The 19,923-nt window shown below is 55.0% G+C and carries 18 protein-coding genes; 1 reads left to right on the top strand and 17 read right to left on the bottom strand.

Annotation, left to right across the window (positions count from 1 at the left end; translation table 11 throughout):
- The first annotated feature begins 76 nt into the window (after positions 1 to 76).
- Positions 77 to 1,075, top strand: coding sequence for a tyrosine recombinase XerC (locus H8711_RS00470; protein ID WP_249281562.1), 999 nt, complete (start codon positions 77 to 79; stop codon positions 1,073 to 1,075).
- Positions 1,076 to 1,110: 35 nt separating this feature from the next.
- Here the strand turns inward: H8711_RS00470 and H8711_RS00465 are convergent, their stop codons facing one another.
- From H8711_RS00465 to miaB, 17 genes are all read right to left on the bottom strand, one after another.
- On the bottom strand, positions 1,111 to 2,052 hold the full coding sequence (locus tag H8711_RS00465) for a transketolase family protein (protein WP_249281561.1): 942 nt from the start codon (positions 2,050 to 2,052) through the stop codon (positions 1,111 to 1,113).
- Between the two features lie 2 nt (positions 2,053 to 2,054).
- The gene (locus tag H8711_RS00460; RefSeq protein ID WP_249281560.1) at positions 2,055 to 2,900 is read right to left on the bottom strand and encodes a transketolase; all 846 of its coding nucleotides are present in this window, start codon (positions 2,898 to 2,900) and stop codon (positions 2,055 to 2,057) included.
- Positions 2,901 to 2,926: 26 nt separating this feature from the next.
- Positions 2,927 to 3,745, bottom strand: a complete 819-nt coding sequence (locus H8711_RS00455) for a Cof-type HAD-IIB family hydrolase (RefSeq protein ID WP_249281559.1) — start codon at positions 3,743 to 3,745, stop codon at positions 2,927 to 2,929.
- Positions 3,746 to 3,755: 10 nt separating this feature from the next.
- Positions 3,756 to 4,676 carry an RluA family pseudouridine synthase gene (locus H8711_RS00450; protein WP_249281558.1) on the bottom strand — a complete coding sequence of 307 codons (921 nt, stop codon included), beginning with the start codon at positions 4,674 to 4,676 and terminating at the stop codon, positions 3,756 to 3,758.
- Positions 4,654 to 5,160 carry a signal peptidase II gene (lspA, locus tag H8711_RS00445; protein WP_249281557.1) on the bottom strand — a complete coding sequence of 169 codons (507 nt, stop codon included), beginning with the start codon at positions 5,158 to 5,160 and terminating at the stop codon, positions 4,654 to 4,656. The genes H8711_RS00450 and lspA overlap by 23 nt, the downstream gene beginning before the upstream one ends.
- Positions 5,161 to 5,245: 85 nt before the next feature.
- Positions 5,246 to 8,041, bottom strand: a complete 2,796-nt coding sequence (ileS, locus tag H8711_RS00440; RefSeq protein WP_249281556.1) for an isoleucine--tRNA ligase — start codon at positions 8,039 to 8,041, stop codon at positions 5,246 to 5,248.
- A 46-nt stretch (positions 8,042 to 8,087) separates the two neighbouring features.
- Positions 8,088 to 8,921, bottom strand: coding sequence for a DivIVA domain-containing protein (locus H8711_RS00435; protein ID WP_249281555.1), 834 nt, complete (start codon positions 8,919 to 8,921; stop codon positions 8,088 to 8,090).
- Positions 8,922 to 8,933: 12 nt separating this feature from the next.
- Entirely contained in the window at positions 8,934 to 9,713 is a 780-nt protein-coding gene (locus H8711_RS00430; RefSeq protein ID WP_249281554.1) for a YlmH family RNA-binding protein, read from the bottom strand.
- The gene (locus H8711_RS00425; RefSeq protein ID WP_249281553.1) at positions 9,713 to 10,186 is read right to left on the bottom strand and encodes a cell division protein SepF; all 474 of its coding nucleotides are present in this window, start codon (positions 10,184 to 10,186) and stop codon (positions 9,713 to 9,715) included. Before H8711_RS00425 ends, H8711_RS00430 begins: the two co-directional genes overlap by 1 nt.
- Positions 10,187 to 10,190: 4 nt before the next feature.
- The gene (locus H8711_RS00420) at positions 10,191 to 10,916 is read right to left on the bottom strand and encodes a YggS family pyridoxal phosphate-dependent enzyme (RefSeq protein ID WP_249281552.1); all 726 of its coding nucleotides are present in this window, start codon (positions 10,914 to 10,916) and stop codon (positions 10,191 to 10,193) included.
- Positions 10,891 to 12,114 carry a biotin/lipoyl attachment domain-containing protein gene (locus H8711_RS00415; RefSeq protein ID WP_249281551.1) on the bottom strand — a complete coding sequence of 408 codons (1,224 nt, stop codon included), beginning with the start codon at positions 12,112 to 12,114 and terminating at the stop codon, positions 10,891 to 10,893. Before H8711_RS00415 ends, H8711_RS00420 begins: the two co-directional genes overlap by 26 nt.
- A gap of 15 nt (positions 12,115 to 12,129) precedes the next feature.
- Entirely contained in the window at positions 12,130 to 12,363 is a 234-nt protein-coding gene (hfq, locus tag H8711_RS00410) for an RNA chaperone Hfq (protein WP_249281550.1), read from the bottom strand.
- On the bottom strand, positions 12,360 to 13,313 hold the full coding sequence (gene miaA / locus H8711_RS00405; RefSeq protein WP_249281549.1) for a tRNA (adenosine(37)-N6)-dimethylallyltransferase MiaA: 954 nt from the start codon (positions 13,311 to 13,313) through the stop codon (positions 12,360 to 12,362). Before miaA ends, hfq begins: the two co-directional genes overlap by 4 nt.
- A 13-nt stretch (positions 13,314 to 13,326) precedes the next feature.
- Positions 13,327 to 15,273 carry a DNA mismatch repair endonuclease MutL gene (gene mutL / locus H8711_RS00400; RefSeq protein ID WP_249281548.1) on the bottom strand — a complete coding sequence of 649 codons (1,947 nt, stop codon included), beginning with the start codon at positions 15,271 to 15,273 and terminating at the stop codon, positions 13,327 to 13,329.
- A 27-nt stretch (positions 15,274 to 15,300) separates the two neighbouring features.
- The gene (gene mutS, locus H8711_RS00395; RefSeq protein WP_249281547.1) at positions 15,301 to 17,916 is read right to left on the bottom strand and encodes a DNA mismatch repair protein MutS; all 2,616 of its coding nucleotides are present in this window, start codon (positions 17,914 to 17,916) and stop codon (positions 15,301 to 15,303) included.
- Between the two features lie 52 nt (positions 17,917 to 17,968).
- The gene (locus H8711_RS00390; RefSeq protein WP_249281546.1) at positions 17,969 to 18,373 is read right to left on the bottom strand and encodes a YlbF/YmcA family competence regulator; all 405 of its coding nucleotides are present in this window, start codon (positions 18,371 to 18,373) and stop codon (positions 17,969 to 17,971) included.
- Positions 18,374 to 18,476: 103 nt separating this feature from the next.
- Positions 18,477 to 19,898 (bottom strand): tRNA (N6-isopentenyl adenosine(37)-C2)-methylthiotransferase MiaB, encoded by a 1,422-nt coding sequence (gene miaB, locus H8711_RS00385; RefSeq protein WP_249281545.1) that lies wholly within the window; start codon positions 19,896 to 19,898, stop codon positions 18,477 to 18,479.
- Between the last annotated feature and the right edge of the window lie 25 nt (positions 19,899 to 19,923).

Raw genomic sequence — 19,923 nt, 5'->3', positions numbered from 1 at the left:
ATAATTTCTCTAAATTTTTATTTAGCGAAATTAGTGCGTAAAAAAGTTCCACACAAATAAAGGATGATGACACTCTATGAATCAAAACCTGCTGGATGACTGCCCCTCCTACCTGCGAGATTTTTTATTTTATATGGAAACCATCAAGGGCCGCTCTACCAAAACGGTTGAGGCCTATTATATCGACCTGCGCACTTTCTTGCGGTTCTTAAAGCGATTCAGGGGTCTTGCGCCGTCGAATCTCGAATTTTCCGAAATCAGAATTGCGGATATCTCAATCGATGCGATCCGATCGGTTACTCTGTCGGATGTCTATGAATTTCTCAACTACACCTTGTCCGATCGGAAAAATGGCGCGAAGACCCGTTCCCGCAAGGTCTCTTCCCTGCGCTCTTTTTTTCACTATCTGACCACTAAGGCAAACCTGCTGGAGGAAAACCCCGTGCTCAATTTGGAGGTACCGGCAACTCGAAAGACCCTGCCGAAATATCTCTCGCTGGAGGAAAGTTTAGAGCTGCTCACCAGCATCGACGGCAAGGACAAGGAACGCGACTACTGCATTGTAACCCTCTTTTTAAACTGTGGAATGCGCCTCTCTGAACTGGTCGGGATCAACCTCTCGGATATCAAGGAAGATCACACGCTGCGAGTGGTCGGCAAAGGAAACAAAGAGCGTGTGATCTACCTCAATCGCGCCTGCTTAGATGCGCTCGAGGACTATCGGCGGGTGCGTCCGGTGGTGCAAACATCGGATAAAAACGCCCTATTTCTTTCAAAGCAAGGGCGGCGCATCAGCAACCGGCGGGTCGAACAAATTGTAAACGATTGCCTCAAACGCGCCGGACTCAGCGGAAAGGGTTATTCTGTCCACAAGCTCCGTCACACCGCCGCAACATTGATGTACCAACACGGCGGCGTGGATGTCCGCCTGCTCCAGGACATTCTGGGGCACTCAAATTTGGGGACTACGGAGATCTACACCCATGTCTCCAACAAGCAGCTCGAGGAGGCCGCGGTCAAAAATCCTCTCTCCAGCGTGAAGCCGCGCGGTAAAAAGAAAGACGCCGAGGAATAACCCTCAGCGTCTTTTTATTTACAATTATGTTCTTTTTACAGCATCTTTTTAACCGCAGCGACGATACCGTCTGCGCACAGCCCAAACTCTTTGAGCAAATCGACCGCGGGACCCGAATGGCCGTAGCAGTCGTTGACGCCGAGCTTTACAACGGGGGTCGGGCACTCCTGCGCCAGCGCTGCGCACACCGCATCGCCCAAGCCGCCGATCACATTGTGTTCCTCCACCGTAAGGATCTTGCCGGTTTCCTTCGCAGCCTTCACGATCAGGTCGGTGTCCAGCGGCTTGACAGTGTGGATGTTGATGAGTCGGGCGTCGATCCCCTCCTCTTCCAACGCCTTGACCGCTTTGAGGGCCTCCGAAACCATCAGGCCGGTGGCGACAATGGTTATATCCTTGCCGTCGCGCAGCGTAATCCCTTTGCCCAATTCAAACTGGTAGCCGTTATCTGGATCGTTGAAGCTCTCGACTGCCAAGCGCCCCAGACGGATGTACACCGGCCCATAATGATCCGCCGCCGCTTTGACAGCAGCCAGCATCTCGTAATGATCCGACGGGTTCAGCACCACCATGCCGGGGATCGTGCGCATCAGAGCAATATCCTCGCAGCACTGATGGGTTGCACCATCCTCACCCACAGAAATTCCCGCGTGGGAACCTACAATTTTGACGTTCAACTTGGGATAACCAACCGAGTTGCGAACCTGCTCGAAAGCACGTCCGGCCGAAAACATCGCAAAGGATGCTGCAAAGGGAATCTTACCGCAGGTGGCCAGACCGGCCGCAATACCGATCATATTGCATTCTGCAATGCCGCAGTCGATAAACCGCTCCGGGAATTTCTTTTTAAAGATGACGGTTTTGGTCGCCTCCGCCAGGTCCGCATCCAGCACGACCACATTCGGATTCTGTTCCGCCAATTCAGTGACTGCCATTCCAAAACTTTCGCGGGTTGCTTTTTTCATCATATCAGCCATTGTTATTTGCCCTCCAATCCGCTCAGAATCTGCTTCAGATCGTTCATTGCGATCTCATACTGCTCTGCATTCGGGGCTGCACCGTGCCAATTCACTTTATTTTCCATGAACGACACCCCTTTGCCCTTCACCGTTTTGGCGATGATGGCCGTTGGTTTTCCCTTTGTTTCCCTGGCCTTTACAAAAGCGGCTTCCAACTCGTCAAAGTTGTGGCCGTCTATCACAATCGTCTCAAAGCCAAATGCCGCAAACTTGCTGTCCAGCGGCTCGGGTCCGACCACTTCGCTGACCGGTCCATCGATCTGGAGTCCGTTGTTATCTACAATCACGCAGAGGTTGTCCAGGTGGTTGAACGCTGCGAACATCGCCGCCTCCCAGACCTGCCCTTCCTCGCACTCACCGTCGCCCAGCAATGTGTAGACACGGTAGCTCTTGCCGTCCAACTTGGCCGCTTTGGCCATGCCGCAGGCCGCGGAAATCCCCTGGCCCAACGAGCCGGAGCTCATGTCTACACCCGGCGTCCCCTTCATATCGGGGTGCCCTTGCAGCATCGCTCCGATGTGACGCAACTTTTTGAGCTCATCCGTCGCAAAATAACCCTTGAGCGCCAAGGCTGCATACAGGCCCGGAGCACAATGGCCCTTGGAGAGGACAAAACGATCGCGCCCTTCCATCTTGGGATCGGTGGGATCCACATTCATTTCCGCAAAATACAAATAAGCGTAAATATCCGCAGCGGAAAGAGAACCGCCCGGATGTCCGGATTTGGCGTTGAAGACGCCTTCGATCGCGCCCATACGGATTTTACAGGCCGCGATTTGCAGTTGCTTTCTTTTCAGGTCATCCATTTTCCTTCCTCCAATAATTTTTTATTTTAACTGTTGCCATGGGTTATCAAATAATCGATGAGGTCGCCCACTGCGCCTTCGCTGCTGTCGCAGACGATTCGATCTGCGAGCCGTTTTGCCGCTCCGATCGCATTTTCAGGGGCAGCCGAGAAACCAGCCGCCTGCAACAGGGAGAGGTCATTCTCATAATCGCCGATACCGATGGTGTGTTCCACCGGAATGCCCAACTGCTGCGCAACACGCAACAGCCCCTCCCCTTTGGATACGCCTCTGGGCACCATCTCATAAAAACTCCCGCTGGAGGCCAAAAACGAAACATCGGGGTATCGCTGTGCCTGTGCGAACGCGCGAAAGGCAGGCGCGTCCTCCACGGAGGTGACAAACAGCGCCTTTCGCCAACGCATCGCTGCAATCTGTTCCAGCTCGGCCCAGGGCACAGCATATTTGGAATAACGCGGATCGGACAGTTCCATATCCTCCCGCCGGTAGACCTCATAGACGCCGTTATCTTCGGTCATCAGACGGACGCTCAGAAGTTCGCGGCGACACTGCAGCTCTTTGACATAACGGATTGCAGTCTCATTTAAATATTGCTCGTAAGTGAATCGTTCCGCCACCGGATCGTAGATGCAGCCGCCATTCACCAAAATCAGCGGTGTGCGGATTTCAAACGCTTTCACCAGATGACGGACGATTTGAAGATGGCGGCCTGTCGCCAGGGTGAAACGTCCGCCTTCCTGTTGAAAGCGGCGAACTGCGTCCAGGTTGCGCTGGGGAATCACATTGTATTCGGGGCAAATGGTACCGTCGATGTCGGATACCAACAGCCAATTTTCAAATTTCATATGCTTCACCTCATTCCTTTAAGGTCGCCAGAAATTTGGTGAAATAGTCGGGCAGCGGAGAGGTAAATTCCAAGTATTCTCCGGTTACAGGATGCTGAAAACCGATTATCCTTGCATGTAGGCATTGCCCATTGAGGGCAGCGATCACTTTTTGGGGACCATAGACGTCGTCACCCGCCACTGGATGACCGATATACGCCATATGAACACGAATTTGATGGGTACGCCCGGTCTCCAACCTGCAACGAATGTGGGTGAATCCCTGATATCGTTGAATCACTTCGTAATGGGTCACGGCATGGCGAGAGCTGTGCTCGGTCACGCACATCTTTTTGCGATCCACCGCATGGCGGCCGATCGGGGCGTCCACCGTTCCAGCATCCTGTTTAACAGTTCCATAGACAACGGCCTCGTAAACACGTGTAAAGGTATGAGCCTTTATTTGTTCGGCAAGCGAAAGATGCGCGCGATCTGTCTTGGCCACAATCAGTAATCCACTGGTGTTTTTGTCGATGCGGTGGACGATTCCCGGGCGGATCACCCCGTTGATCCCGGAAAGCTGTCCCGCACAATGGTGCAAAAGCGCATTGACCAAAGTTCCGTCGGGATTCCCGGCAGCTGGATGCACCACCATTCCTTTGGGTTTATTGACCACCAGCAACTCGCCGTCCTCATATACAATATCCAACGGGATTTTCTGTGCGGCAACGTCCAATTGCTGTGGGTCAGGCACAGTAACCTCCAAACGATCCCCTGCACGCAGCTTGTAGTTTTTGTTAACCGGCTTGCCGGCAGCCAGAACCGCCCCATCATCGCACAAGCGCTGCGCCATCGTGCGGGTGACCCGACCGTCGCTGTGGTCGGCCAACCAACGGTCGATGCGCATCGAAGCATCCTGAGGCTCAATCTCAAACAGCAGATTCGTTGGCATTGCCGTCTCCACTTTCTTGTATTGTTTTTTTGTGCTTCTTTTCTTCCCAAAAGAGGATATAAAACGCCAAGAGGATGGTACCCACTACAACACAGCAGTCGGCAAAGTTGAACACCGGAAAATGAATCAACCGGAAATCGATGTAGTCCACCACAAAGCCGCGGCCAATGCGATCAATCAGATTGCCGACGCCTCCCGCAATAATCAGTGCGATCGACCAAATTGCCATTTTTTCCTTGACTTTTCCGGACAACAGAACAACGATAGCTGCAATCGCCACCACTGCAGTGATTCCGACCAAAAACCAGGTCTGTCCTTGAAGCATACTGAAAGCAGCTCCTCTGTTTTCCACATAGGTCAGATGCAGCACATCCTGAATCAGCGGGATAGTATCCACCGCAGTGAGGGTGTCGAGCGCCCAAAACTTGATTGCCTGATCTACGCCGATCAAAATCAACGCAGAGATCAAAGCGATGATAACCAAATACAGTTCCTCCAATCACACCGAAAAATCGATGCACCGAAATTTGCGGTGTGCCCAGCGACCCACCGCAAATTTCAGAATATTATTATTTGAGCACCGAAGCGCAGCGGGCGCACAGCGTGGGATGATCCTCACACTGGCCGACTGTTTCGCTGTAAATCCAGCAACGCTCGCACTTCTGGCCGTCAGCGGGCAGAACCGAAATGGTAAGCGCCTCGGTTTCCCCTGTGAATTCGCCGTCTCCGCCCTGCTCCACCGAAACTGAAGAAACGATGAATGCGCTGGCCAGCTCCTGCTGCACCGAAATAAGGAAATGGTAGAGATCGGTGTCCGCGCAGTGGAGCACAACTTTGGCTTCCAGCGATTTTCCGATTTGTTTGGCGTTGCGCTTCTGCTCCAGCGCCTTGTTGACATCGTCACGAACCGCATGAATGCGATCCCATTTGGCTATAAATTCATCCGACACGCTGACATCGAAGTGATCAGGCATCTGGTTAAACATCACCGATTCCGCATCCTCGCCCTTGCCGTGACGCATCGAGGCCCAAATTTCCTCCGCAGTAAACGGGATGATCGGGGCAATCAGGCGGGTCAATCCACTAAGGATTGTATGGATCGCAGTCTGGGCGCTGCGGCGCTCCTTCCCTTCTGTCTTTTCGCAGTAGAGGCGATCCTTGATGACATCGAGGTAGAAGTTGGACATATCGATGGTGCAGAAATTGTGCACCGCGTGGAACGCCACATGGAAATCAAAGGTCTCATATGCCTCTTTCACCTTTTCCGTCAAGGCGTTGAGCTGCACAATCGCCCATTTATCCAGCTCCATCATATCTGCAAACGGCACCGCGTCGGTGTCGGGGTTGTAGTCGTAGACGTTGCCCAGGATGTAGCGGGCGGTATTGCGAATTTTGCGGTACTGCTCGGAGAGCTGCTTGAGGATTTCCTTGGAAATACGGATGTCCGCATGATAATCGGAGGAGGCCACCCACAGGCGCAGGATATCCGCACCGTACTCCTTGATGATATCCTCCGGCAGGATGCCATTGCCCAACGATTTGGACATCTTCTTGCCCTCGCCGTCGACCACCCAGCCGTGGGTGCACACCGCCTTGTAAGGCGCTGTTCCCTTCCAAGCGACAGCGGTGAGCAACGAGGACTGGAACCAGCCGCGGTACTGGTCAGCGCCCTCCAAATAAAGGTCGGCCGGCCAGTGCACATCATCGCCGCGTTCAGTGAGAACCGAAGCGTGCGTACATCCCGAGTCGAACCACACATCCATGATGTCCTTTTCTTTGGTAAAGTGCTTGCCGCCGCAGTGCGGGCAGGTGAAGCCCTCGGGCAAAATCTCCTCCGCCGATTTCAGATACCAGGCATCCGACCCTTGCTCGTGGAACAATGCGGAAACCGCATGGATGCTTTCGTCGTTGACCACATATTTGCCGCAGTCGTCGCAGTAGAAGATGGGGATGGGCACACCCCAGACGCGCTGGCGCGAGATGCACCAGTCGCTGCGGTCACGCACCATATTGGTGATGCGCCCCTCGCCCCAATCGGGAATCCACTGAACCTTTTCGATGGCGTTGACCGTCTGATCTTTAAAATCTTCTACCGAGCAAAACCACTGCTCGGTGGCGCGGAACAGGATGGGGCTGTGGCAGCGCCAACAATGAGGATACTGGTGGATGATCTTTTGCAGCGCGAATAGCGCGCCGTTGGCATCCAGATATTTGGCAATGGCCTTGTTGGCTTCGTCGGTGCTGAGGCCTGCGAACTGGCCTGCCTCCTCGGTGAGACGGCCCTCGCTGTCCACCGGCACGATGATGGGGATTTCGGGATAGTGGTTGACACAGACCTCGAAATCCTCCACGCCGTGGCCGGGCGCGGTGTGAACGCATCCGGTGCCGCTCTCCAGGGTGACATGATCGCCCAGGATGATCGGAGATACACGATCCAAGAAGGGATGCTGGTAGGTCAAATATTCCAACTCGGTGCCGGGCATTGAGGCCACGATCTCATAGGAATCGATCTTGGCCGCCTGCATCGCGGAGGGCACCAGATCGGTCGCCATCACATAGTATTCCCCGTTCGCCATGACGACGCTGTATTCGTAGGCTCCACCCAAGCAGATCGCAAGGTTGCCGGGAAGCGTCCACGTGGTTGTGGTCCAGATCACAAAGAAAACTTTGGAGGGGTCGAGACCCAGAGCGGAAAACTTGCCCTTGTCGTCCACGCAGCGGAACTTGACATAGATCGAATGGCAGGGATCCTCCTCATACTCGATTTCCGCCTCCGCTAGCGCGGTGTTGCAGGTGGGGCACCAGTAGACCGGCTTCAGGCCCTTGTAGATGTATCCCTTTTTGGCCATCTCGCCAAAGATTTCGATCTGTTTGGCCTCCAGTTCCGGCTGAAGGGTGAGGTAGGGATGATCGTAATCGCCCAGCGAACCGAGCCGCTGGAACGATTGCTTCTGCAAATCGACATAGCTCAGAGCAAACTCCTTGCACCCCTTGCGCAACTCGACGGCCGAAAGTTTAGTCTGATCGCCGCCGATTTTTTTGCGCGCTTTGAGCTCGATCGGCAGGCCGTGGGTATCCCAACCGGGAATATACGGCGCCTTATAGCCGGTCATGTTCTTGCTGCGGACGATGATGTCCTTGAGCACCTTGTTGAGCGCTGTGCCCAAGTGGATATCGCCGTTGGCATACGGCGGGCCATCGTGCAGCACATACAGCGGACGATCGGCGTTCTTCTCGATCATCTTGTCGTAACGGCGGGTCTCCTCCCAGGTTTTGAGCATGCCGGGCTCGCGCTGCGGGAGCGCCGCCCTCATGGCAAAATCTGTTTTCGGCAGGTTTAAGGTCTGATTGTAGTCCTGAGCCATTTGATCTAATCTCTCCTTAACATTTTTGTCGAACCAAGCAACAAAATTATTCGCGCTTTAAGTCGTAACCGGCGCCAAACTTGAGGGTGCCAAACTTCGACTTCTTTTTATTTGAAGAAGAGGGGGCGCCGTCGCCGTGCCCCTCTTCATCATCGCTGAAGTCCTCATAATATTCGTCTGCGTAGGGGGATTTTTTCACAATCTCCTCGGTATCGCGGTGCGGGAGGGAATCCTTCGCCGCCTTGGGGGCGGGCTCTTCGTAGTCATGCTCCGCATAGTCCCCTTCCTTCGGTTCGGGACGCGCGGTAAAATCGGTGGCCTGTGCTTCCTCCTCGCTAACCGCCTCCTGTTTCTCTTCCGTCGGTTCGGGCTCTTTAGCTGTTGCACTCTCGCTGGCTTTTTCAGCCGCCGCCTGCGCTTTCTCCTTATTGATCTGATCAGGCAGGCTGCTGATCAACTCCAAATGCTGCTTATAGGTAGCGAGCAGTTTGCTTTTAAAGGATGCAACATCCTTCTGCAGGCGCACATATACCAGCTTTTCCTTCTCCACCTGGTCGTGCGCACCGGCGATTAGACGCTCTGCCTTGACATTGGCCTCACGGATAATCAGCTCCGCCTTGGCTTTGGATTCCCGGACGACGCTGTCGCCGAGCTTTTGCGCGCCCAACAGGGCGGAACGCAGGCTCTCTTCATCGCTGCGGTACTCCTCCAATTTTTCTGCGAGCACCTCCAGTTTTTTGAGCAGCACCGCGTTTTGCTCCTCCAGTTCCTCAAAGCTGTTGGCGACCTCATTCAAAAAGGCGTCCACCTCGTCGCTCTTATATCCGCCGAATGCGGCATGGTCAAACCTCTGTTTGGCGATGTCATTCGAAGTCAGCATTTAGATATCCCCCTATAAATATTTTTTGCAAAGCACCTGGATACGCCCCTTTCGGGTGACGTTTCCCGCCTCGGCCACAGAAAATTTACCATATCCCCGGATGCTGACCGTATCGCCCGCTTGGACCGCGCGGGAGTTGCTCTGGATGATTTCATAATTCTGCGTCACCAAGCCCTGCGCGATGAGTGCGGCCGATTTTTCTCTGCTCAATTTCGTCAGGACGGACACGATGCAGTCGAGGCGAAGACTGCTGACCGTATCCTTTATTTCAAGAAAATGCTCCTCCAAGGGCAGTTCGCTGGGCAACGCGTTTTCACAGCGCACGCCGACCCGCCCCACCTTGGCGAGCTCTTCCAGAATAATCGGAAGAACAGGGCGCAGGACAAACAGAACCGCAATCCCCTCCCCAACCAAGATATCCCCCACCGATTCACGGGTAATGTTGAGGCCCATCAGCGACCCTAAGAAGTCGCGATGGGAGAGCTTGTCCTGCGCGCGATAGCGCAGAGTGACCGGCTGGATGCAATCGAAGAGTGCAGCCGGTTCCTGCATCAGATCGGTATAATCGGGAAATGCGCCGAGCACTTTGCGCGCGGCGCTTTCAAATCCCCCAAAAAAGAGATACTGATGAAAATGTTGTTGAGCGGCAAATGCTTTGACCAGCTCCTGCTGCCGCTCATCCAGAAAGCCGGTATATTTTGGGCGCCCATTGCTATCCGCCGTTCGAAAGGCATCCGCCACACGCGCCAAAAGGTAGCGGTCATCCTGTGTGAGATTTTGCAGATTCATCATCAAAAATAGACTCCGTTGTTCTCCAGTTCGTCGAGCAGATCGCCCATGATGTCGACATTATACGGCGTGATGATATAGGTGCTGCTCGCCACCCGTTTGATCTGGCCGTTGTTGGCATAGGCCACACCGCTCAAAAAGTCGATCAACCGGCGGGAAACGTCCTTGTTGGTGGACTCCAGGTTGAGCACCACCGTGCGTTTCTCATTGAGATGGTCGGCCACCGCGCTTGCATCCTCAAAGCGCTCTGGTTTCACCAGCACAACCTGAAGCTGTGTGGTGGCATGGATATTGACAACCTTGTTGTTGTTCCGTTTCGGTATGTCGGCGGTGTAGGCAGGCGCGGTATTTGTGTTCGGGGAGGAGGTGGCGTAAGGCTCGTTGTCGGGGCCCACATCATATTCCTCTTCTTCATAGTCGTCGTAGTCGTCCTCCGGAAATCCCATGAAGTCTTTGAATTTGTCCATCAGTCCCATCGATTCAGCCCTCCAATTGTTTACGGGGACCGAACAGCGCGGTCCCAACCCGTATCATATTCGCCCCACATTCTATTGCAGTTTCATAATCGCCGGACATTCCCATTGAAAGAATATCCATATCGATATTATCTAATGTTTTGGCCCTGATGTCAAGAAACTCTTTGTGTAGAATGCTAAAATATTGCTCGCTTTGTTTTCTATTTTCACAAATCGGCGGAATGGTCATCAAACCGCGCACTTTTATATGCTCTAATCCAGCCAAACCCAGCAGCAGAGGCTCCAGTTCGTGGGGTGCCACCCCACTTTTGCTCACCTCCCCGCCGATGTTGACCTCCACCAGCACGTCCATTACGTGGCCAATCTTGGCGCACTGCCGGTCGATCTCAGCAGCCAGCTTCAAGCTATCCACCGACTGTATCAGCTCCACTTTGTCTACAATATACTTCACCTTGTTGACCTGAAGGTGGCCGATAAACTGGACGGCGGCATGTTCCCTGTCGTAGCCGTCGTATTTTGCAGTCAGTTCCTGAACGCGGTTTTCCCCGATGCAGCGGATGCCGCATGCGATCGCCCAGTTGATGGTCGCCACATCCTGCGTTTTGGTCGCCGCCAGGATGGTGATATCTTCATAGCTCCGCCCGCTGCGTTGGGCGGCCAGCCTGACCCGCTCCTGCACATCTTCGATGTTCCGCTTTAACTGCTCATCCCTGATCGACTGGTTTTCCATCTTGCAAATCAGTTCCTTTCACAACAATGTCGTCAAACCATTGAACCTGATTCTGGTTGTATTCATCGATAGCGCTGAGAACAAAACCCGCACCCTCATAAATCACATCGATGGTCTTGAATTTGATTTCGCTGCCGGTGTTGACGTACACGCCGCGTTCGCCATCCACAAAGCGTACCGCCTGATCGGGGATTTTCAGGCCGGTATACATCCCAAAGTTGAGCTGTACCGAAGGATTGCGCAAACGGGTGAGCTGCGGGCACATATAGCTGCATTGGAACGTCACAATCGCCTGCTTTTCCCCCTCCGGCACCCGGATGGATTGGATGACTGCGGGAACCTCACGAAAATCGGGGATCGAGAAATCGATGCTGAGTTTCTCCCCCTCCTTCCATGTAACCGCCTCGTCCTCCGGGATCAGCGCCACAAAATACCAGGCATTAAAGCTGATAATTTTACCGAGTTCGGAGCTCTCCTGTTCGTATTTACCATCGATGTAGCCCTGAACCTGGTCTACAGTGAGCACATCCAGCTCGTCCACCGTGAGCTCCTGCTCCATTCCGTCCACATAACTGGAAAAGTAGCCGACCCGGTCTGAGGTGATCACCTGAGATCCGCCCGAGACCGACTGCTCCAACTGCGATTTTTCCCGCTCCAGCCGGTCAATCTTGCTGGAAAAATTGGATACCGCACCGGTTGCGAGCTGCCTCTTATTGAGATTGGTCAGCAGCTCGGCCTTGTCCTCGGCGCTTTCCAGCAGGTCGCGCGATTCGTTGCAGTCGATAATCGCATAGAGGTTCTCGTTGATCTGCTTGGAGATCGCCTCGGAATTAAGAAAGTAGTTGTTGCCCGGCTTTTGAATTGCCTCCAACTGGTTTAATTCTTCCTCTAGGCTTTGGATGCGGCGCTTGTTGGTCACATCCTCCTTGGTGGCATAAATTTCAGCGATCGGGGTGCCATAGGTGACCTTCATGCCATCCTCGCCGAAATAAGCCACCACGCCCGAGCTTCCCCCCTCTACCGGTTGCTCATCGCGAACAAGCAGACCTTTGACCCGCAATGTGTCCTGCACAGTGTAGCCAAGCACCGTTTCTGTCTTGATGGGGGAATAATAGTAGCGATATCCCTGGTAACCCACATAGATCAGCAGGAACAGCGCCATCAGCGCAGTCAATATTTTTCCGGACAGGGTTTCCATAGGTGCACTCCTTGCTTATACTTCCGGTTCGGAGATAGTCATTTCGATCACCCTAGCCGGAATGATGGTAGAAATGGCGTGTTTATAGACTAAATTCTGTTTGTCCTCGCAGTCCAAAATCAGTGTGAAGCTGTCAAACCCGCGCACCAGCCCTTTGAGCTGGAATCCGTTGGTGAGGTATACTGTCACCGGAGTTTTCTGTCTGCGAACCTCATCCAAAAAGATGTCCTGTAATGCCCCATTTTTCATAAAACCGCTTCCCCCTTTTCCTGTTCGTACCGCTGCGCCGCCGCATCCAGCAGCGGCGCAAATCCGTCATATTCATCCACATTCAGCCAGCGGATACGATCGTCCCGGCGAAACCAGGTCAACTGCCGCTTGGCATAGCGCCGCGTTTCCTGTTTTACCCGTTCGACCGCTTCTTCCAGCGTTCCGTTTCCATCCAGATAAGAGAAAAACTCCTTGTAACCAATCGCCTGCATCGAGGTTTTGGAATAACCCATCCTCTGCAAAGCGCGAATCTCCTCCAGCAGTCCGCTCTGCACCATCTGATCCACCCGCCGGTCGATGCGCGCGTAGAGCGTCCGCCGGTCGGCAAAGTTGAGACCCAGCATACAAACCCGGTAGGGAGACGGCTCCGCGCGTGAAAGCCGTTGGTGCTCACTCATGGGGATTCCGGTGAGCCGATAAATCTCGATGGCGCGGATTATCCTGCCCTGGTTGTTTGGGTGGAGCTTGTCCGCAAGTGCAGGATCGATCTCACGCAGCATTTCCCAAAGGTATTGGTTGCCCCGTTCCCCGGCCAGTTGTTGCAGCTCCATGCGCACCGCTTCACTGCTTGGGGTGGGGGTGAAAGCGATGTTGTCCACCAAACTGCTGACATATAAGCCGGTGCCCCCCGCCAGAATGGGCAGCTTACCGCGACCGTCGATCTGTCGAATCGCCGCGCGGGCGTGCTCCACATACTCAGCCACGCTGAACGATTCCCCTGGCTCGACGAAATCCAGGCAGTGGTGCGGAATGCCCTCCTTCTCTGCAGGGGTGGGCTTCGCAGTGCCGATATCCATATGGCGGTATACCTGCATCGAATCGGCCGATACAACCTCGCCGTCATATCGCTTCGCGAGTTCGATCGCGAGCTTTGTTTTGCCCGACGCGGTGGGTCCGACCACACACAACAATGGGATTTTTCTTTCCATACCGATCCTCACCTTACACCCGGCCGAATTGCTTTTCCAGCTCGTGGCGGGTCATGGTGACACAGACCGGGCGGCCGTGCGGACAATGCTGAATCGTACCGTCCTCCTCCAGAACCGCCACAATAGCGGAGAGCTCAAGCGGTGTGCTCCTGTTTCCGCCTTTCACCGCCGTGCGGCAGGCGACCGAATGGTACAGGCTGTCGAGCACCTCCGGCGTGATATCGCGTCGATTTTCTTTGAGATTTGCACACAGCTCGGACACCACTGGCGCCACGTCGCCATCCGACAACCACATGGGCGCGGTGCGCACCAACAGGGAGCCGTCGCCAAAATCCTCCGCGTCAAAGCCGCAGCGGGCCAATAAATCGAGGTGCTCCACCGCGGCGTCATATTCCTCGCGCGCGAGGGCAACCGCCTTTGGGGCGAGCAGCGTCTGGCAAAACTGGTCCCGCTCCTCCGCCTTTAGGCGGTTGAACAAGATGCGCTCATGCGCCGCGTGCTTATCCACCACCAGCATTTTGTCCCCGTTTTGCAGCAGGATGTAGGTGTCCCACAACTCGCCCACCAGGCGCGCGTTGGCGTACTGGCTCACAACCGGCGCCGTCTCGCTGAATGCTGAAAGGCCGAACTGTTCTTCCGGAGGTGGATCGTTGAACAGTTTCTTCTGCGGCAGCAGCGTTTCTTTCTGTAAAGGTTTAGAGCTTGTCACATCTGTCTTTTCCTGATAGAGAGGCGCAGAAGGGGGCGTCACGCGGAACAGGTCATCCCGCTTGTGCAGGGTTAACGGCTTGTCCAGCGCTCCCTCCATTGTAGCGCGCTCTTTGGGCGAAACCGCGCGGATTGTGCCGCCTGGTTCGCATTTTTGCTGCCCAAAAGCTCTTTGAAATTCTTGTGCGCTCATGCGCTGCGGTTCGCTCTCTCGCTTAGGCTGGTGAGCCGCAGGTTGATTTTTGAGCCGTATCTCCGGCGCATTCAACCCAGCCAGGGAATTTTTTACCCCAAAATAGACCAGATCGAAGATCGGCTTTTCATTCTGAAAGCGAACCTCGATCTTCGCTGGGTGTACATTGACATCCACAGTGTGAGGCTCCACCGTCAAGTTGAGGATACAGGCCGGGAAACGTCCGACCATCAACGCCCCCTTGTAGGCCTCCTCCAGCGCAGCCGCGGCCGTGCGGCTTTTGACGAAGCGCTTGTTGATAAAAAAGTTCTGCATCGAGCGGTTGGGCCGGCTGAATTCCGGCTTGGATACCAAGCCATCGACAGCAAAACCTCCGTTTTGATAGTGCACCTCGGTGAGCCCCTTAGTAAACTCGCGGCCGTAGACAGCGTAGACTGCCGACAACAGGTCGCCGTTGCCTGGCGTATTGAGCTTGAGCTCCCCATCCTTAATCAGTTGAAATGCAATATTGGGGTGTGAGACTGCGATTTTATCGAGCACTCCGGCCACAGCGTTCGCCTCGCTCACGTCTTTTTTGACAAATTTGAGGCGCGCCGGCGTGTTGTAAAACAGGTCGCGGATGATAATGGTCGTGCCCTTGGGGCAACCGGCGGGCTGATTCTCCCGCTCCTCGGAGCCCTCGATCACATAGCGCGAACCCTCCAACTCCTCCGCACGGCGAGTAAGCAGCTCCACCCGCGCCACCGCGGCGATTGAAGCGAGCGCCTCGCCGCGAAACCCCATGGTCAAAATGCCGTCCAGGTCGGATTCGTCCTGAATCTTGCTGGTGGCATGGCTTTGAAACGCCTCGGACAGATCCTCGCGGTAGATACCGCTGCCGTTGTCAGTAACCCGGATAAAGGTCATGCCGCCGTTCTTGATCTCCACTGTGATGGCGGTGGCGCACGCATCGATGGCATTTTCCACCACCTCTTTGACCACTGAGGCGGGGCGCTCCACCACCTCGCCCGCCGCGATCAGCTCCGCGACATGCCGGTCCAAACGATGTATCACGCCCATGGGGCGTCCCTCCCTTCGCTGTATCGATTAAGTGAGCAGCTTTTTCAGTTCATATAGGGTGTTGAGCGCCTCTATCGGCGTCAAGGTATTGACATCCATCTGGCGCAGGCGCTCCACAACCGGGCTTTCCGCGAGCGGCAGCAGGGAAATTTGCCCGTCGTCCGCCTCCTCCAGCTTCGGTTTTCCCTCCCTGATACGTGCCGCCACAGGGTTGCCGTTTTCCAGGTCGGTGAGAATCTCGTGCGCGCGCTCGATAATCGCATCGGGGATGCCGGCCAGCTTGGAAACCTCGATGCCGTAGCTGTCGTCCGCTCCGCCCCGCACAATGCGCCGCAGGAAGGTGATGTCATCTCCGCGCTTCTTCACGGCGATATTGTAGTTTTTCACCGAGGACAGTTCCTCCTCCAGCTCGGTCAGCTCGTGGTAGTGGGTGGCGAACAGGGTTTTGGCCCCCACCTTCTTCTTGTCCGCGATGAATTCGATCACGGCCCGCGCGATGCTCATGCCGTCGAAAGTGGAGGTGCCGCGGCCGATCTCGTCGAGGATCAACAGGCTCTTAGCGGTCGCGGATTTTAAAATCTGGGCGACCTCGTTCATCTCCACCATAAAGGTGGACTGACCGGAAGCCAGGTCGTCCGATGCGCCAACGCGGGTGTAAATGCCATCCACGATGCCGATCTTGGCGCTTGATGCGGGGACAAAGCACCCGATCTGTGCCATCAGGACGATCAGTGCGACCTGCCGCATGTAGGTGGATTTACCGGCCATATTGGGGCCGGTGATGATGTTGATCTGGTTCTCTTTACAGTCGAGGTAACAGTCGTTGGACACAAACGGCGCGCCGGTGAGCAGCGCCTCCACCACCGGGTGGCGGCCGTCTCTGATAATCAGCTCGTCCGAAACGGTGATATCCGGGCGCACATAGCCGCGCAGGGAGGAAACCTCCGCAAAGGCGGCGAACACATCCAGCCGTGCAATGGCTGAAGCCGTGGCCTGCACCCGGTGGAGCTGGCTTGCTACAAAGGTGCGCAGCTCGTCGAACAACTGCTGCTCCAGACGGATGATCTTTTCGTTGGCGCCGAGGATCTTCTCCTCGAGCTCCTTGAGCTCCTCCGTGATGTAGCGCTCGCAGTTGGCGAGCGTCTGCTTGCGGATGTAATGAGCGGGCACAAGCTCGGAATTGGAGCGCGACACCTCGATGTAATAGCCGAATACGCGGTTGTACCCGATTTTCAGCTTGGAGATACCGATCTTTTCCCGCTCGTCCGCCTCGATTTTGGCGAGATACTCCTTCGTGTTGTACACGATGTCCCGCAGGCCGTCGAGCTCCTCGTTGTACCCCTTTTCGATCACGCCCCCCTCCTTGGTATTGATCGGGGGCTCATCTTTAACCGCGCTGTGAATCCGGCTGTGGATATCCTCCAGCAGGTCGATTTCATTATGTATCTGTGTCAAATAAGCCGATTGGAACCCGCTCACCGCCTCTTTGAGCGGCGGCAGCTTGGAGGCGGTAAATTCCAGCGACTTGAGGTCGCGGGGAGAGCAATTTCCGAACACCACCTTGGTCATCAGCCGCTCAAGGTCGAAGATGCCCGCAAGCATTTCGATGAGTTCCCCCCGCTGCATACTGCATCGAAACAGCTCCTCCACCGCATTGAGGCGCTTATTGATCACAGTCGGATTGACGAGCGGCTGCTCGAGATAGGAGCGCAGCAGCCGCTTACCCATCGCCGTTTTGGTTCTATCCAATACCCACAGAAGTGAGCCGCGCTTCTCGCCCGAACGCATCGTTTCGGTGAGCTCCAGGTTCCTGCGGGCGGTCATATCCAAATTCATATACTGCTTGTCGTTGTAATAATCGATGGCAAGCAGACGTTCCAGGCCGGTCTTTTGGGTGTTTTCCAGATAGTGAAGCAACATCCCCACCGCATAAGTGCAGTAGGGCTTGTCATCTAATCCGAGCTGAGAAAGCTCGCCCACTTGGAAGTGCCTGCAAATCGAATCCTGCGCCATCGCGATGACGGTCTCGTCGTCATCCGCCAGATTGGTTGAACAACCCAGCTTCTCTTTGATAAAAGAAGTCACAACTTTATAGTCGAGAAAGCTCTGATTGAAGATGATTTCGCTGGGCATAAAGCGGCCCAGCTCGGAGATCAGCTTTTGCTGATGATCGCGGCCCTGATACTGGGTGGCCTTGATCTCGCCGGTGGAGATGTCGGTGAAGCACACACCAAAGCCGCGGATATCGCAGAAGATGCTGGCGATAAAATTGTTGGTCCCCTCGTCCAGCATACTGGTCTCGACGATGGTGCCGGGCGTGATCACGCGGATCACGTCCCGCTGTACCAAGCCTTTGGCGAGCGCTGGGTCCTCCATCTGCTCGCAGATGGCGACCTTATAGCCCTTCTTGATCAGGCGCGCGATGTACGCCTCCGCACTGTGGTAAGGGACGCCACACATCGGCGCGCGCTCCTCCTGGCCGCAGTCGCGGCCGGTCAGCGTCAGCTCCAATTCCTTGGAGGCCAGCAGGGCGTCGTCGTAGAACATCTCATAGAAATCGCCCAGGCGGAAAAACAAAATATGGTCCTTGTGGTTCTCCTTGAGTTCAAAATACTGATGCATCATCGGCGAAAGTTTGGCCATAAATCTTTACCTCCTGGGCGATTATGTTGTCATATCAAGTTCTGTCTATCTCTCAGTGGCAGCCGCCGCAGGAACCGCAGTTGCCGCCGCAATCGTGGGCTTCCTCCACCAGGAACGGATCCTCGCCGTTGACGCTGGCCGTCAAAATCTGATTGATAAAGCTCATCATGCTGTCCACAGCCTGTTTGGTGGCGTTAAACTCAATCATGGTGGGATTGCTCATCACGGTGTCGTAGAGCTCCTTGAGTTCCTTGTCCAACTGCTCCAGCTTGGCCTGATCAGGTTCGGAGGCGGTCACCGCGTTGCTCAAATCCATGCGCTTCAGATTAAACTTGCCGATCAAATCCTGCAGCTCGGTGTCGTTGTCAGCTTTCTCCTTGGCGGCGGCAAACAGCTTATACCCGTCGTCCTCCTGAATGGCTTTTCCCAGTTCCCGGGTGAGTTTAATTACATCCATGGTATGAATCCTTTCTTCCGCGCGTATGATAAACTTTATTGATTTTATATGAGCATCCGCATCCGCCCCGCGCGGCGGCCGACACGAAAATCAAACAAAAAAACTAAAGCACCGGCTCGCCCTCCACAGCCCAGTTGAGCGCACGGGTAATGCGCACCGGTACGAAACTGCCGATCAAGTCCTGATCCGCCGGGAAATTGACGATGGAGCTATTGTCGGCGTGGCCGGTCAGCCAGCCAGACTTGTTCTTGGCTTCCCCTTCGGCCAATACCCGCAGAACCTTGCCCACGCGGGCTTCGTTGTGCCGGATGCCGATCTGCTCCTGCGTTTCGAGCAGCTCCTGGAACCAGCGTGACTTCTCCTCGCCCGGCATCGGATCCTCCATCTGCGCTGCACGGGTTCCCTCCCTGGGGGAATAAATAAAGGTGTAAAGCGAATCGTATTCCACCTCACGGATCAGCGCCAGGGTCTCGCAAAAGTCCTTGTAGGTCTCCCCGGGAAAGCCCACGATGATGTCGCTGGTAAAGCTCACACCGGGAATTTTTTTTCGCGCATAGTCGATCAGCTCGCGGTACTGCTGTAAGGTATAGTGGCGATTCATCTGCTTTAGGATGCGGTCGCTACCGCACTGCACAGGCAGATGGATATGCTTACACAGCTTGTCGCACTCCGCAATGGCGTCGATCAGCTCATGGGTACAGTCCTTGGGGTGGCTGGTCATAAACCGAACGCGGAAGTCACCTTCGATCTCATTTATTTTTCGCAAAAGTGAGGCAAAAGATACCGGCTCGTCCAACCCTTTTCCATAGGAGTTGACGTTCTGCCCGAGCAGAGTGAACTCCCGGTAGCCCTTTGCCGCCAGCTCCCGCACCTCGTTCAGAATCGGACCAGGCCGCCGGCTGCGTTCCCGCCCCTTCACATAGGGGACGATGCAGTAGGTGCAGAAGTTGTCGCAGCCGTACATAATCGGAATCCACGCCTTGAAGTCGCCGTCGCGCCGGATCGGCAGTCCCTCTGCGATGATATTTTCGGTTTCCTCTATGTGGAATACCCGCTTTTGGCTCGACAGTACCTCGTGAACCATTTGCGGAAAGCGGTGGATTGCATGAGTGCCGAACACCAGATCCACATGGGGGTAGCTCCGTTTCATCCGGGCCGCCACCTGTTCCTGCTGAGTCATACAGCCGCACAGGGCAATAATCATATCGGGGCGGCGGCGCTTGTTGTGCTGCAGTGCTCCGACATTGCCGAACACGCGATCCTCAGCACCCTTTCGGATGGCGCAGGTGTTATAAAGGATAAAATCCGCATCGTCTGGGGAATCGGTGAATCCATAGCCCATCTGGGCAAGCATTCCCTGGATGCGCTCCCCCTCCGCCACGTTGGCCTGGCACCCGTAGGAATGCACATGCGCAAGCGGCGGATGATCGTATCGTTGGGCGAGAAGCTCCCGCACCCGCTTCATATATTCAAACTGGAGGCTGAGCTCCGCCTGAGACAGTTCCGTTTTCATCTGTGTGGACAAATCGCATCCTCCCGGGTATTTAATG

This window comes from Ligaoa zhengdingensis (genome assembly GCF_014384885.1).
GTDB lineage: Bacteria > Bacillota > Clostridia > Oscillospirales > Ruminococcaceae > Ligaoa > Ligaoa zhengdingensis.
Note: the sequence above shows the minus strand (reverse complement) of the source record. Positions and strands in the feature narration are given on the sequence as shown.